Genomic DNA, 17,007 nt, shown 5'->3' on the forward strand with positions numbered 1-17,007 from the left:
GTTCTATCTTTCTTCCAAACTGACCACGCCGGGCGCCGTCACCCGGGCCATGACCGCGGCGCCATCCGCGCCGGGGCGCACTTTCACCGGCTGACCGAGCGCCGCGTCCGCCTCGGCCACGGCCGAGGTCTCGATGCGGATGCCGTCCGCGCCCGCCAGCAGGCGCACCCGTTCGCCGCGCAGCACCATGCCGCCCGGCGCCAGCTGCTTGCGCAGCAATATCTGTCCCGGCGCGACCGGCTGCCGCAGGCGCGCGCCGGGGGCCAGGTCGGCCGCTTCCGCCGGATCGTCCGCCAGCGCCGCCACGTCCCGCGCGCGCCACTCGAAATCGCCGGCGGCCGCGGCGCCCTCGGACGCCGCGCGTTTCGCCACATACACCTGGCGCCAGGCCGCCACCGACATCGGCACCACCACCGAGCGGTACACGGTGTCGCGCACCAGCACGTCCACCCACACCGCCACGCGCGCGGCGGGCCGCGGCCGGTCCAGCGGGCGCGCCACCAGGCGCAGCGGGCCCACCGGCACGGCCACGTCCGGCACCGCGGCCACGGGGCGCGCCTCGAAACGCTCGTAGCCCGCGCCGTAGTGTTGCCGCAGGTGGTCGCCGGCCGCTTCGGCCAGCCGCGCGCCGTCCAGCGCCACGCTTTCCGTGCGCATGCGCACGCCTGCGGCGCCTTGCCATGCGATGCTGTGGCCGCGCATGGCGGGCTGGCCCTTCAGGGCCGCCTCCAGTTCGATCCGGCTGCGCCGTTCCACCTGGCCGGCCAGCGGCGCGGACGCCACCGGCAGCGCTTCCAGCGCTTGCCGCAGCGCGGCGTCCGGCGCGTGCACGCGGGCCACGTCGGCCAGGCGGGCCCGCGGCTGCGCCAGCAGGACCTCGTCCCGCAGGTCGAGCACGATCTCGGCGGCCCAGGCTTGGGCGGCGCAAGCGAGGCCGCACGCCGGCAGCAGGCGCAATGCCAGATGGATGGTCATGGGGAATCGAAAGCCGGTGAGGATTTACTTGCGCAGGTTGTTGCTCATCGCAAGCATCTCATCGGACGCCTGTATCACCTTGACGCTGCTCTCGTAGGCGCGCTGGGCGACCATCAGGTCCACCATTTCCTCGATCAGCTTGACGTTGGACGATTCCAGGTGGCCCTGGGCGATGCCGCCCATGCCGTCCTCGCCCGGACGGCCGTATATGGCGTCGCCGGAGCGTTCCGACGGCCGGTACAGGTTGCCGCCCATCGCCACCAGGCCGGTGGTGTCGGAGAAGCGCGTCAGTTCGATGCGCCCCACCTCGACCGCCTCGCCCTGCTCGCGGTTGCGCACCAGCACGCGGCCGTCGGCCTTCAGCGTGATCTCCTGGGCGTCCACGCCGACGTGGATGCCCGGTTTGAGCGCGTGGCCGTCGGCGGTGGCCAGCAGGCCGTCCTTGTCGACCATCAGCGAGCCGCCGCGGCTGTACGCGGCCGCGCCATCGGTGGCCACCACTTCGAGGAAACCGTCGCCCTGGATCGCTACGTCCAGCGGCAAATCGGTCTTCTTGATCTCGCCCGGGGTGAACACCTTGCTCAGCGACAGCATGCCGACGCCGGTGCCCTGCCACAGGCTGGCGGGAGCCTGGCCGCCCTGCGCCTGCGCCGCGCCGCCGATGCCGCGGTAGACCATGTCCTCGAAGTTGACGCGGCCCTTCTTGTAGCCGGGCGTGTTGACGTTGGCCAGGTTGTTGGCGATGGTGTCCACGCTGCGCTGCTGCGTGTGCATGCCGGTGGCGGCGATATAAAGCGCGTCGTTCAATTGAATTCTCCCAGCTTCCTGATGGTGTTGCCCAACACTTCGTCGTACCCCTGGGCGATCCTGTGCAAGGCTTCGAAATGACGTACGGTTTCAGCCAGCCCCACCATCTCCCGGGCCGAGTCCACGTTCGAGTTTTCCTGGTGGCCGGCGCGCACCCGGGGTTCGAGGCCGTCGGCGGCGAAGCCGGCGGCGCCCTGCGCGTACATGCCGCCGCCCACCGGCTGCAACTGGCCGGCGTCGGCGAAGCGCACCACCTTCAGGCGCCCGGCGATCCGGTCGCCCTGGCGCACCTGGCCCTGCGCGTCGATGGTGAAGGCGCCGCCGGCCAGCGCGATCTCGCCGCCCAGCCCCATCACCGGGAGGTTGCCGGCGCCCACCAGGCGGCCGGCGTTGTCGACCCGCAGCGCGCCCTGGCGCGTATAGCGCGGGCCGTCGGGCGTCGCCACCTCCAGGTAGCCGTCGCCCTCGATGGCGACGTCCTGCGGATTGCCGGTCTGGCGCAGCGTGCCCTGGCTGGCGTCGATGGACTTCAGTCCGGCGGCCGCCTCGGCCAGCCGCAAGCCCTGGTCCACCTGTTGCACGAAGGCCTGGGCGGTGAATATCTGCCGCTTGTAGCCGGGGGTCAGCACATTCGCCACGTTCTGGCTGATGCCTTCCATTTTCTGCAGGTCGCGCTGCATGCCCGCGGCGGCGATTTTCATCACGTCCATTTATGCATTTCCTCGGTCAACTATTGAAAACGTTTTCATAACATCGCTGTGTTTAGCGGGGATCTTGCACCGAGGAACCTGGGGAATTGGTACAACAGCCATGTCGAGTTGCAAAATGATATCAGCTGTTGTGAATGTGAAATCTATCGAATTGTTACATAACAACAAAAATTACACAAAGTTAATATTTGTCCAGGGCAAAATAAATTTCCGGATTTCCTTAACTTTTCCCAAAATCTTTGGATACCTTGCAAAAGGCGCTGCGTATTCAGCGCTCGTCATTCAATTCTAGGAGTGTTTGCATGGTTGCAGTGGTTAGTGGAAGCGGTTTGGGGTTGTTCACGGGCTCGGCATCGGTACTAGGCCAGCAAGGAATGTTCGGCAACGCCGTCACCGGCAGCGGCAAGGAGGCCGCCTACGTCAACGTCGCCACCGGCAACCTGGTAGTGCAGCACCAGGACGAGTTCCTGGCCTCGCACGGCATCGACCTGAACCTGACCAGGACCTACAACTCCCTGGGCAACGACGGCAACGGCCTGGGTTCGAACTGGCGGGTGGGCATGACCAGGCAGGTCACCGGCCTGACCGGCGCCGCCAACACGGCCGGCAGCACCGTGACCCTGGTCGATACCGACGGCAGCGGTTCCCTGTACACCTATGACGCGGCGCTGGGCATGTATCGCGGCACCGACGGCGGTGGCGCCTACCGCAACCTGAGCCTGGACGCCGCGAGCCAGCAGTGGACCTGGACCAGCGAGCGCCGGGACCAGGCCGGCATGCGCGAGCTCTACGACGGCGCCCAAGCGGGCCGGATCACCGATGCCTATGACCAGGACGGCAATCGCGTACAGTACAAATACAACGCGTCCGGAACGCTGGACCAGGTGATCGACGCCAGCGGCGATATCCTGGCCTTCGACTACACAAATGGCAACCTGAGCCAGGTTCGCACGATCACCTCCGGCGGCACGCTCGCCATCCAGGTGCGCTACGCCTACGACGCGCTGAACCGGCTGGAAACCGTCACCACCGACCTGTCGCCGGAAATCCACGGCATCGCGGGCGAAACGCCCTACGTCACGACCTACACCTACCGCGACACCAGCAACCAGATCGCCAGCATCGCCCAAAGCGATGGCACCAAGGTCTCCTTCACCTATCTGCTGGTGCGGGGCGCTTGGCGGGTGGCCACCATGATCGACGGCAACGCCAAGATCACGACATTCGACACCAGCATCGACGGCAAGACCACCGTCACCGACCCCTACGCCAACAAGACGGTGTACAGCTACGACAGCAAAGGCCAGCTGTTGTCCGTCACCGCGCCCGCCACGGCCACCGCCAGCCAGGTGACCACGTTCACCTACGACGGCAATGGCAACGTGACGAAGATACTGGACGCCCGGGGCCAGGAAACCGCGTTCGATTACGACGCGAACGGCAACCGCGTGCTCGAGCGCGACGCCATGGGCAACACGGTCACGCGCAGCTACGACCTGGCGACCAACAAGCTGCTGACGGAAACGCGCTACCTGGCCGCCGATCCCGACGGCGCGGGCGCGCAGGCGGCGAGCCAGCCCTTGACCACCCATTTTGTCTACGACGCCAGCACCACCCACCTGCGCTTTACCGTCAGCCCGGCGGGCCGGGTGCAGGAATACCGCTACGACGGCGCCGGCCTGCTGCGCAACGCCCTCGAGTACGCGGGCGCCGCCTACAGCGCCGGCGCGCCCACGCTGGCCGCGCTGGCCGCCTGGGCGGAGACATCGCCGGTCAAGAACGCGCTGATCAACCGCAGCGACTATGACTACGACCGCGGCCTGGTGAAGAAAACCACCAGCTACGCCATGCTGGAGAACCAGGCCGTCGGCGCCGCGGTGGAGACCAATCTGGTCTATGACCAGCACGGCCAGTTGCGACTATCCATCGACGGCAAGGGCAACGCCACCAGCTACGCGTACGACGGCCTGGGCCGCCTGCTGAGCACCGTCGACGCGCTGGGCAACAGCACCACGACCATTTACGAGGACCTGGCCACCGGCGGCAAGATCAGCACGACCCAGGCCGGCGGCCTGGTGACGAGCACCGCGTTCGACCGCAACGGCCGCGCCATCCAGGTCACGCGGGCCGACAAGGCGGCGCCGGCCACGGTGCTGAGCGGCGCCCGCAACGTCTACGACAGCGCCGGCAGGCTGGTGCGCAGCGAATACCAGGACACGCTGAAGTCCTATCATGTCTACGACGCCGCCGGCCGCCAGTCCGGCGAGATCGACCTGAACGGCTACCTGACCGAGTATTTCTATAACCCGAACGACCAGGTCACGCGCACCACCCGCTACGCCACCCCGGTGACGGCGGCCGCCATCGCGACCCTGTTCGACGCCCAGGACAACGCCAAGCAGGTGCTTGTGAGCACGCTGCGCCCGGTGGCCGACAGCGCCGACGTCAGCACCTGGAACCTGTACGACAAGGCCGGCCGCCTGACCGACAACGTCGACGCCAGCGGCGCCCTGACCCACTACGACTACGACGGCGCCTCGCGCCTGGTGACGGTGACGCTGCGCGCCACCCTGGTGGCGACCGCCAGCTTGGCGGCGGTGTACGTGCCGGTCTCGTTCACCCAGACCGTCTCGGCGGCCGACCGGATCAGCCGCACGCTGTACGACGCCGACGGCAAGCTGGTGGGCAAACTCGACCCGGACGGCCTGTTGACGGAAAACTTCTACGACGGCGCCGGCATGCTGGTCAAGACCGTCACCTACGCCACGGCGGTGGCCGACGCCAGCCGCGCCGCCGCCACGGTCGACCTGATGCGCCCCGCCGCCACCGCCGCCGACCTCAGCCAGCGCTTCCTGTACAACAGCCGGCACCAGCAGGTGGGCGTGATCGACGGCTACAACCAGCTCACCGAAACGCGCTACGACGCGGCCGGCAACGTGGAACGGCGCATACGCTACGCCACGCCGGTCGCCACCCCGGCCGGCGCCACGATCGCCAAGCTGGGCGTGACCGCCAGCGCCGAGGACCGCGCCGTCAGCTACACCCACACCGCGCGCAACCAGCTGGAAACGGAAACCGACCAGGCCGGCATCGTCACGCGCTACGCGTATGACGCCGAGGGCAATGTCGTCGAGACATCCCGCCAGGTGGGCGGCGCCGCGCGCGCCGTGAAGCAGCGCTACGACCTGCAGGGCCGGCTGACCGAGGAGTTGAACGCGGAAGGCGCCGGCAAGCTGGCCGACGCGGTCACGCCGGCCGAGCTGGACGCCATCTGGCGGCAATACGCGATACGGCACACTTACAACAAGCAGGGCCTGCGCGCCAGCACCACCGCCGCGGGCGGCGCGCGCACGCTGTTCTACTACGACAACGTGGGCCGCCTGACCCACACCGTCAACGGCAACGGCGAGGTGGCGCAGCAGAAGTACGACGCGTTCGGCCGCGCCGTCAAATCCATCCGCTACGCCACGCCGATCGACGCCGCCAAGCTGGCCACGCTGAACGGCGGCCAGAACGAGGCCGCGTTCAACACCATCATGGCGACGTTGTCCAAGCCCGCCGACCACGTCGAAGCCTATTACTACGACAACATCGGGCGGCTGCGCTACACGCTCGACGGCGCCGGCACCGTCACGGGGCGCACCTACAACCGCTACAACCAGGTCGACAGCACCATCGTCTACGGCGGCATCCTGGGCGCCGCCACGGTGGCCGCCGCGCGCGGCGGCGGCACCACGTTCGCCACCACCGACCTGGCCACCGCCCTCGCCGGCACCACGGGCAACCAGCGCACGCTGAACTACTACGACGCCAAGGGGCGCCTCAGCTACACCGTCAACGCGATGGGCGAGGTGGAGGGCCGGACCTACGACGACCTGGGCCAGGTCGGCACGACCACCCAGTACGCCCCGCGCGTCAACGCCGCGCTCCTCAAGGGCCTGGCCACCGAGGCCGCCACGCTGGGCAAGGCCGATGCCGGCAACCGGGTACAAGCCTACAGCTACAATCCGCGCGGCCAGGTGATCGACTACCGCGACGCGCTGGGCAACCACACGCTGACCAGCTACAACAACTTCGGCGAGGCCATCCGCCAGGTGCAACTGGGCACGGCGGGCGGCACCGCCGAGGTGGCGGGCGCCGACAGCGCGCGGCAAACCATTTACGGCGCCGACGGGCGCGTCCTGGCCACCATCGACAACGCGCGCGTGGTCACCGCGTTCAGCTACGACGCCGCCGGCAACGTCACCGAGCGTGTCACTTACGGCAAACCGGCGGCCGCCGGCGCCAGCGCGGCCGACATCCGCGCCGCGATCGCGGCGGGCACGCTGTCCGACATCGCGCTCGACGTGCGCGAGCGTCAGCTCTACGACGTCAACGGCAGGGCAAGCGCCACGCTGGTTCTGAAACAAGGCGCCAAGGACGCGCAGGGAGCCGTTTCCAGCACCTGGTCCGTGGTGCGCCAGGTGTACGACCGCGACGGCAATCCGATCGAGCGCATAGGCCACGCCGGCACCATGAACGTGGCCGGCGCCTCCCCCACCGACGCGCAGGTGCTGGCGTGGCTGGACGCCCCCGCCAACCGCACGCCGCGGGACACCGTGCAGCGCATGGCGTACGACAAGGCCGGGCGCCTGATGGCCACGGCCACCGCCCTGCGCTTCGTCAAGGGCTCCAGCGCCGCCGAGGACGCGATCGAATGGAGCGTCGAGCGCCTGCAGTATGACGCCTTCGGCAATGTCTCCCACCGCACCGTGCATGAGGAGCCGCTGCGCAAACTGGCGCCCGTCGGCGACGAACTGCTGGCGGTGGCCGCCTCCGTCAGGGACGCGGTCACGCGCTACGCCTACGATGGCGCGAACCGCGTCATCGCCACCGCCACCGCGCTCGGCTTGAACGCGCTGGGCACGCAGCAGTGGGCCATCACGCGCAACGACTACGACGCGGCCGGCAATCTGACCGTCAACACGCGCTACGCGAACGCGCTGGTCATCAATGAGCCGCCCGCCGACCTGAAGACCGGCGTGGTCGCCGACGCGGCGCGCGACCGCGTCACCCGCAATGGCTACGACGCCGTGAACCGTCTGCAACTGACGGTCGACGCCAGCGGCGCGGCCACCTCGCTGGTCTACGACAGCCGCGGCAACCTGGTCCAGACCATCGAGTATGTCACCAAGCCCGGATCGCTGGTGGTACCCGCCGTCAACGCGGCGGACCGCGGCAGCCGCACCCTGTACGACCTGAACGACAGGCCGGTGTACACCATCGATCCGATGGGCGCCGTGACCGAACGCAGCTACGACAACTTCGGCAACGTCACCGCCGTTCTGCGCTATGAGACGCCGTTCAAGCCGACCACCCTGGCCAAACTCACGGCCACCTCGACGGCGGCCACGGTGGCTAACCTGATTCCGGAGATCAACGGCGGGCGCGCGCGCGCCGTCTACCACGCGTACGGCCAGGATGGCAGGCTGCGCTACAGCGTCGACGACGACGGTTCCTTCAAGGAATTCAAATACGACACCCTGGGACGCGTCGTCGGCACGCTGGAATTCCTGGAGCCGCTGACCGGATGGGACCACAGCCTGCAGGCCATCGCGCCGCAGGCCGAGCGCCAGACGCAGCGTGGACAGGCTCTCTTCGCCAGCACCGAGTACGACAACATGGGCAACGTGGTGCTGACGCGCGACGCATCCGGGCGCACCGAATCGTTCCAATACAATGCCGCCGGCAGGATCACCGAACATGTCAGCCACGGCACGCTCTCGACCGCCGGGGCCCCCGTGGCCGACATGCTGCGCGACGTCCGCCAGCGCCAGGTCTACGACGCCAGCGGCAGGCCGATCGCGACCCTCGTCCTGAAGCAGGGCAGCAAGGACGCGCAAGGCGCCATCAGTGGCGACTGGTCCGTGGTGCGGCAGGTGTACGACGCCGACGGCAACCTCGTGGAACGCATCGGCCACGCCACCGCCATGAAGGTGGCGGGCACCGCACCCACCGACGCGCAGGTGCTGGCATGGCTGGACGACCCCGCCAACCGCTCGGAGCGCGACTCGGTGCAGCGCATGGCCTACGACAAGGCCGGACGCCTGGCCGTCACGGCCACCGCCCTGCGTTTCGTCAAGGGCGCCACCTCCGCCGAGGATGCGACCGAGTGGAGCGTAGAGCGCCTGCAGTACAACTCGTTCGGCGACGTCGCCATCCGCACGCTCCACGCGGAGACGCTGCGCAAGCTGGCCCCGTCCGCCGGCGAGCTGCTGGCGCTGGCGTTGCCGGCCTCGTTCAAGGACACGGTCACGCGCTACGCCTATGACGGCAAGGGCCGGGTGTCGGCGACCGCCAGCTCGCTCGGCTTGAACGCGGACGGCAAGCAGCAATGGGCCGCCACACGCAGCGACTACGACGCGTTCGGCAACCTGACCAGCACCACCCGCCACGCCACCGCGTGGGTGGTGGACAATCCGCCGGCCGACCTGCGGACCGGCGTGGCGCTCGACGCGGCCCGCGACCGCACCACCCGGCACGCCTACGACACCGCGGGACGCAGGGTGCTCACCATCGACGCCACCGGCGCGGCCACCGCGCAGGTCTACGACAGCCGCGGCAACGTGGCCCAGACCATCGAGTACTACACCAAGCCCTCCGGCGTGGTGGCGCCCGCCGCGCACGCGCTTGACCGCGTCACCCGCACGGTATACGACATGAGCAACCAGCCGGTCTACACCATCGACGCCTTGGGCGCCGTGACGGAGCGCAGCTACGACATCTTCGGCAACGTCACCACCATCGTGCGCTACGACAAGCCGCTCGACGCGGTCGCCATGGCCTCGGTGAAGGTCACCGCGACGGAGGGCGACGTCAACGCGCTGCTGCCATGGTATTTCCTCGAGCGCGACCGCATCACCCGCTACGCCTACGACCAGAGCCACAATCTGCGCTACACCATCGACGCGGAAGGCTATTTCAAGGAGATCCAGTACGACGCGCTGGGACGCGCCGTCAACACGCTGGAATTCCCCGAGCGCCTGACGGGCGGCGACTACAGCACGTATGCGATCAGCCTGCAAGGCCACGACCAGTGGCAGCGCAACCTGGCGCGCATTTCGAGCACCGAGTACGACAACATGGGCAACGTGCGGCTGGTGCGCGACGCCATGGGCGCCACGGAATCGTTCCAGTACGACGCGCTGGGCCGCAAGACCAGCTATACCAACAAGGCGCAACACACCTGGACCTACGAATACGACCAGGCCGGCCGCCTGGTGCAAGAGCTGACGCCGCGGGTGGCGGTGTACGACGGCGGCCTGGCGACGACCATGGGCAATTGGGGCGTGCCAAAGAACCTGGCCTTGAAGACCCGGTTGGAATACGACACGCTGAACAACCTGGTGAAACGTACCGAGGTCGGCTATGACGAGGCAGCCGCTGCCGAAGTCGACGCCACCCGCCGCGCCACCGAGTACCTTTATGATGCGCTGGGCCGGCGGACCCACACCATCCAGGACTCCGTCAGCGTATACGACCCCTCGCGCGAAGTCCTGTCGACCGCCGGTTCGGTCGCCGCGCTGGAAACGCATTCCGGGATTCGCGTCACGACCGTCACCTATGACACGCTGGGCAACGCGATCGCCAACGTCGACGTCGGCGGCGCCAAGAGCTACAAGGCGTACGACAAGCTGGGGCGGGTGCGCTACGAGGTCGACGCGAACCGCAACGTCACCGGCTACGAGCGCGACACGTTTGGCGCCGTCACCACCCTGACGCGCTACGCCACGGCCCTGGTGGCCGACCCGCTGACGACGGAACTCACCAATGCCGACCTGTTGAAAGTCAAGGTGACGGTGAAGGCGGCCGAGGACCGAACCATCCGCACCGCTTACGACGCGCTGGGCCGGACTGTGAAGGTAAGCGAACCGCTGGCGGCACTGTACGACCAGTCCACCCTGGGCGCGACGTCCTACATCACCGCGGGCAAAGTCACCGACACCGTCTACAACGCCTTCGGCGAGGTGCGCATGGTGTCCGTCTACGGCGCGGACGCGGCCGGCAAGCAATTGACCGCCGCCGCGGTGAGCCGGATGTACTACAACGTGAGCGGCAGGCTCGTGGCCGAGATCGCGGCGCTGTCCGAGACCGCGACGTCGCGCAGCGGCTACCTGAACACCTACGAGTATGACCCGGCCGGCAACCTGAAGACCAGGATCGAATACAGCGATGCCCTGGAAACCTGGGACGACTACACCTATGGACAGCCGGCCGACAACCCGGCCTTCGACCGCAAGACCGGCTACACCTACGACGCGCTGAACCGCCGCCTCACCGAATCGAAGTACGGCGTGACGTACACCGACAACACCGACGCCGCCACCACGGTCGCCAACGCGACGCTGACCACGTCGGTCACCTATGACGCCGCCGGCAACCGGGTCTCCGTCACCGACGCGCTGAAGGGAGCCACCTACACCTATTACGACGCGCTCGGCCGCGTGACGGCGGTGGCGAGCGCGCAAAGCGCGGCGGTCGCCGGCATCACGAACGCGGACGTGCCGCTGACCGAATACAAACGCGACCTTTACGGCAACGCGGTGCTGCGCATCGACTACGCGACCGGCGCGCAGAACGTGGGCGCACAAGGCTACACGGAGTTGAGCGCCGCGGCGCTCCGGAATTCCGCCAACCGGGTCACGGCCTCCAGCTTCGACCAGTACGGCCGGGCCATCGCGGTGATGGACGCCGAGCAGTACGCGCAGGGGCGCGCAACCACCCGCAGTTCGTATGACAGGCAGGGCCGGGTCGCCAAGCAATGGCGCGTCGTCACCGACAGCGATGGCGCCAAGCAGACCGCGTTCGAAATCAGGGAGTACGACGCGCTGGGCAGGACCGTGGCCACCGTCACGCCGGGCAACGTCAACCTGATCGCGGGGGGCGACACGCCCGCGACCCGCAGAACCACCGGTTACAACGCCTTCGGCGAGGTGGTCGCCACCGCCGTCGTGACCGGCGGCGCTCAAACCGTCCTCAGCACCACCACCTACGACCAGGCCGGCAATGCCTGGCTGAGCAACGCGGGCGATGGCGTGTACCGGGTGACGCTGTTCGACGCGTTCGGCCGCGCCAGCGCGCAGCTGGTCAGCACGAGCGCCAACGCCGAGGCCCTGAAGGGCGTGCAAAAGGCCGCCGACGCGGTCGCCATGACGGACCTGATGCGCACCGAAACCCGCTACGACATGCTGGGGCGCGTGGTCGACACCAGCCTGGTGGGCAACACCGCGCTGCAGGTGCTGCAGCGCGAAGGCATGGAATGGCGCGTCGCCACCCAGGCCGGCAGCCAGACCAATGTCGACGCGATGATCGTGGTCGGCCGCGCGGACGCGGCGACCAAGGTGACGGCGGTGAAATACCGCGTCAAGGGCGCTGCGGCATGGCTGGACGCCGGCGCGGCGCGCCTGCTGACCATCGACAATTACAAGGTGTTCCTGACCACCGGACTGGCCAGCAACACCTACGAGTACAAGGCCGTCACGCAATCGGACACCGGCGTCATCGCCGACGGCGACAGCGGCTTGCTCAGCATCACTGCGGAGACCAAGCTGAACAAGAACGTCCTGGTGATGGGCCTCTACCTGCTGCTGCTGAACCGCGCGCCGGATCCGCAGGGCCTGAACTACTGGGTGGGGCGCGCCAACACCGGCATCAGCATGGCGCAATTGGCCGCAGATTTCCTGGCCGGAACGGAAGGCAGGGAACACCTGGGCACGGATAGCCGGACGATCATCAAGGCGGTGTTCCGCGACGCGCTGAATCGCCCGGAATCGGCCGACCCGGCCTACCTCGCCGACATCGAGAAGTGGGTGGCGCAGATGGACAAACCGGGCAACCGCGGCCAGGCCATCGCCGACTTGCTCAACGAGAACCAGTGGCAGTTGCAGGGCCGCCTCGATGCGCTCCTGAATTATCTGGTCGAGAAAGGCGGCAGCGACGCCGCCACCGCCGAGCGCGTGCTGGCCCAGGCCAAGACCGACATCGACGGCGCAAAAAAGGCCGGCACCGAAGCGGCGCAGCTGGAGCAGCGACGCGCCGGCATCGTCCGGCTGTACATCGCCTTGTTCGGCAGCGCACCGGAAGGGGCCGCGCTGACCACCTGGACCGCCGCCATGCAAGGCGGCGCGACGCTGGCCGCCATCGCCGACGCGTTGCTCGACACGCCCGAGGCGCAGGCGGCGCAGTGGTATCCGAAAACGGGTTTGACGGCCGCGCAATACAACCAGACGCTCATCACGCGCGTCCACCAGGCCTTGCTCCAACGCGATCCGACAGCCGCCGAACTGACCCAGTCGCAAGCGGACATCGCACAGTCGACCCCGGGCGGGTTCGTCGCCCAGTTCATCGAAAAAATCGCCACCTACGGCGGCACCGACGCGGCCTTCCTGGCCGCGCGCACGCTGCTGTTCGATAGGGTCGCGGTCGGCCTGACCTACGCGCACACGCTGCAGGGCAACCAGGGCGCCGAGGTTAGCACGGCGATGATCGCCGCCGTGACCTCGGCCGCCACAGCACAAGCGGCCGCAGTGGCCGCGGTGGCCAACGCCAACACCGTCGTGCTGAACGCGCAGAACCGGGCCACCGCGCTGGACGCCGCCGCCAGCGCCATCCCGCTGGAAGACATGCGCATGGATGTGGCGCGCCTGTACACCGCCCTGCTGAACCGCGCGCCGGAAAAGGCCGGCATGGAATTCTGGCTCGGCGCGATGCGTACCGGCAATTCGCTGGCCCAGGTGGCGCAAGGCATGATCAATGCCGACCAGGAGGCCGGACTGCCGGCAATGAGCGACGCCGACTTCATCACCCACCTGTACCGCAACGTGACCGGCGCCGCCCCGACCGCCGCCGAGCTGGCGAACATGATGCCAAAGCTGGCCCAAGGCCGCGGCGCGCTCACGCAAGACGTCATCGCCTGGCTGCGGCGCGACGCGTCAGCGGCCAGCGAGGCGCAGCGCTCCCTGTTCAACAACAAGGCGGCCGTCGGCGTGATCTACGCGCTCGACATGGCGGGAGAAGACACCACCGTGGCCAGGGACATGCTGGCCCTGGTGACCGCGTCCGACCTGTCGGCGGCGGTCACCCTTGGCCTGCAAAGCATCACCCCGGTGGTGAAGGCCAACGCGATGCAGTTCTACACCGGCGCCACCCAGGCCGGACCGCTGCTGCAGGCGGCCGTCAACACCGGCGGCCCGCTGGTGACGGCCGGCACCGCCCTCAGCACGGCGACCATTGCCATCGCCACAGCCAATAGGCCCACCGCCAACGCGGTGCTGCGCGCGGCGCGCCTGTACGTGGGCCTGCTGAAGCGAGGCCAGACCGGCTATCCCAAGCTGGACATCGGCGGCTTGACCGACCGCAGCCGGATGTTGCTGGCCGGCGAATCGGACGCCGCGGTCGCCCAGATGCTGATCACTTCCCCTGAAGGCGCCCTGCTCTACCCGCCCGCCGAGCCGTGGGACCGCGCCGCCGCGGAGGCCTTCGTGGCCACGCTGTACCTGCAGGTGCTGGGCCGCGAACCGGACGCCGCCGGCCTGGCGTACTGGACCGACCTGCTGCCGGGGCCCGATTACCGCGGCGAACTGGCGGCCGGCTTCATCGACGCCATGCTGAATTCCACGGTGCCCGACACCGAGCCCGGCAAGGCCGAGGAATTGCGCCTGGTCGGCGCCCTGCATCAGCGCGTCAGCGCCGCGCTCACCACCATCGTCAACGAGCCGACGCGGGTCGTCGCCGACGTGGTCGACGCCACCGCCAAGCTCAACGCGGCCAACACGGCGGCCAGCGCCGCAATCACGCCGATCAAGACCGCCGCCACGCTGATGGCCAACCCGCAGGCCGTCGACAGCCGCGCCGCGCTCGACGTGGCGCGCCTGTTCACAGGCGTCCTCAACCGTGGTTCGGGCCGCTCCAGGGCGCTCGACATGGCCGGGCTGGCCTACTGGACCGGCGAATACCAGGCCGGCTACAGCCTGGAGGACATCGCCGACGACATGCTCGACAGCGACGAAGGCGCCGCGCTGTTCGCGGCGGCCGGCAGCACGCGCGCCTTTGTCGAGCAGATCTACCAGCAAGTGCTGGGCCGCGCCATGACCGCCGCCGACGGCACCTTCTGGGAGGACAAGATCGACCTGCAGGGCTACACTCGGGGCGCCGTGGCGGTGGGCATCATCGACGCCGCCATCAACAACCCGGAGGCGCCCAGCGCCGAGATGACCCGCGAAATCGCCTTCGAACAGGCGGTCGCCAGCGCCCTGCTGCAGATACCGGGCGTGCTGGCGATGGTGCCGACCAGCTCGGTGGCGGGCATAGGCGCCATCGGCACGGCCAGGACCGCCATCGTCACCGCCGAGAAGAACGTGGTGACCACCGGCCTGGCCCTGGAAGCCGCCCAGGCGCTGGTGGCCACCGACCAGCCCGCCGTCATCACGGCCGCCACGGCCAAGGACGCCGCAGTCGCGCTGCTGGAGGCACCCGAGCGGCAGGAGCTGACCGAACTGTATGTGGCCTTCCGCAAGCCGCTGAGCTACACGTTGCTGAAGACGCAGATCGCCGCGCTGCACGCGGGCACCACCTCGATGGAGAAGATCGCCGGCTCCTTCCTGGGCAGCCTGCCCAACCGAGACGCCCTGGTCAAATTCCTGTACAGCACAGTGCTGCTGCGCACGCCGGACCAGGCGGGCTACGACTACTGGATGGCTTATCCCGAGTCCAACTTCTGGGCGCTGTCGTACCGCTTCGTGCTCGCCGCCAAGCAAGTCGAGTTCGGCCATCCGGCCTACCTGCGCGCGGCCTATTTCGACGAGGTGACGACGGCGTGGAACGCCAACCAGGTGGAAGGCGAGAAGATCGTCACCGCCTACGACACCGCGCTGGCGACGGCGCAAGCGACGATCGACGGCAAGATCAGCACGGCCACGCGCAACCTGAACACGGCCGTGGCCAGCGTGCAGACGGCCCAGGACGACCTCAAGAAACGCATCTACGCGCTGGCCGTGTTCATGGAACGCACCAACGCCACCGCCTCCACGGCCGAGCGCGACGCGCGGGCCAAACGCGAGCTCGCCAACACGGCGCTCGCGCTGGTGTCGCTCGACACCGGCCGCGAAGTGACCACGCTGGCCGAGCTGTCCGCGGCGCAAATCTACGCCACCACGCTCAAGACCGTGGTCGGCCAGGACGCCACGCTGAGCAAGGCCCAGGGCGACTACTCGCGCACCCGGGGCGACTACACGCAGGCGGTACAGAACCTGGACGCCATGCCGGCCGCCGCGCGGCACGTGCTGCTGCTGACCCAGGTCTACACCATGGTGCTGGCGCGCGCGCCGAACGCCGCCGAGATACTCGCCGCCGACCATGCGCTCAAGCACGGCAAGACCATGGTGGAGTTGATCGACGAGCTGTTCGCCGCCAACCCCACCGTGTACCCCGCTGGCATGGCCAACAGCACGTTCATCATCAAGCTGTACGCCAACAGCACCGCCCTCAGCGTGCCTGGTCCCGAAAATACATACTGGAACGGCCAGCTGCCCTACATCGGCAAGGCCCAGATGGTGCTCGACCTGATTGACCAGCTGACCCACCAGACGGCCACGGCCGGCACCAACGCCTTCAACACCAAGGTCAGGACGGCGCTCTCGGGGCTGCCCCAGTTGCTGATCGTGGCCGCCAGCAGTTCCACCATCGCCACCGACACCATCGCGCAGACGGAGGCTCTGCTGCGCAAGGAAGCCGTCGCCGCCGACGCTGCGGCCGCCGCCAAGGTCTCGCCGCTGGCGGCGCAGGCCAGGGAGCTGACCCAACTCTACACGGTGATCTTCGGCCGCACACCGGACCGGGCCGGCCTGCAGTACTGGATGGATCGGGCCGCCGCCGGCGCCGCGCTGGACGTGGTGGCGCAGGACATGCTCAACTCCGCCGAGGGCAAGCTGGCCTACCCGGCCACGCTGGCCAACCGCGACTTCATCGTGCGCCTGTACAGCCAGGGCCTGGACAGCGCCGGCGTCGCCGAGGACATCACCACCTACACCAACCTGCTGGCGGTGGCCGGCAACACGCGCGGCAAGGTCGCGCTCAAGCTGATCACCGACCTGCTGGCCTACAGCCTGGGCAACCCGACCCGGCTGGCCATGCGCGCCGCCTTCATGAGCCGCGTGGGCACGGCGCTGGCCCTGTCGGCCGACCTGTTCAAGGGCCACACCAAGCAAAGCCTCGCCGTGCTGGCCACGACCCAGTTGATCGCGGCTAAAACGTCGGAACTGAGCTACCTCGCCGACGGCATCAAGCTCGGCGTCGACACCACCAGCGTCGCCACCCGCAAGACCGCCGCCGTCAACAAGCTGACCCTGGACCGCTGGGGCAACCTGCTGTCGGTGGCCGACGCGCGCGACCCGAACTGGAAGATCCGCTACACCTACAACTACGACAACCGGCTGATCGAGCAGACCGTCAACGCGCTGGACGGCGCCGCCACGCCGCC

4 protein-coding genes are annotated in these 17,007 nt (G+C 68.5%); 1 reads left to right on the forward strand and 3 read right to left on the reverse strand.

Annotated elements, in window-relative coordinates; all coding sequences use genetic code 11:
• Positions 1-3 precede the first annotated feature (3 nt).
• Genes flgA through BM436_RS33355 form a run of 3 tightly spaced genes read right to left on the reverse strand, consistent with a single transcriptional unit; the run spans position 4 to position 2,492 of the window.
• The gene (gene flgA / locus BM436_RS33345) at positions 4-975 is read right to left on the reverse strand and encodes a flagellar basal body P-ring formation chaperone FlgA (protein WP_093560988.1); all 972 of its coding nucleotides are present in this window, start codon (positions 973-975) and stop codon (positions 4-6) included.
• A 24-nt stretch (positions 976-999) separates the two neighbouring features.
• Positions 1,000-1,782, reverse strand: coding sequence for a flagellar basal-body rod protein FlgG (gene flgG / locus BM436_RS33350; protein WP_093560990.1), 783 nt, complete (start codon positions 1,780-1,782; stop codon positions 1,000-1,002).
• Complete coding sequence (locus tag BM436_RS33355; protein ID WP_093560992.1) at positions 1,779-2,492, reverse strand: flagellar hook-basal body protein; 714 nt, start codon at positions 2,490-2,492, stop codon at positions 1,779-1,781. Before BM436_RS33355 ends, flgG begins: the two co-directional genes overlap by 4 nt.
• A gap of 374 nt (positions 2,493-2,866) precedes the next feature.
• Between BM436_RS33355 and BM436_RS33360 the strand changes: the two genes are divergently transcribed.
• The coding region (locus BM436_RS33360) for a DUF4214 domain-containing protein (protein WP_177307727.1) at positions 2,867-17,007 on the forward strand (14,141 nt) is incomplete at its 3' end.

This window comes from Pseudoduganella namucuonensis, from assembly GCF_900116645.1.
Classification (GTDB): Bacteria; Pseudomonadota; Gammaproteobacteria; order Burkholderiales; family Burkholderiaceae_D; genus Rugamonas; species Rugamonas namucuonensis.

Excerpts from the sequence above, each read along its gene's own strand:
- flgA (WP_093560988.1), bottom strand. The coding sequence starts at position 975 with ATGACCATCCATCTGGCATTGCGCCTGCTGCCGGCGTGCGGCCTCGCT.
- BM436_RS33355 (WP_093560992.1), bottom strand. The coding sequence starts at position 2,492 with ATGGACGTGATGAAAATCGCCGCCGCGGGCATGCAGCGCGACCTGCAG.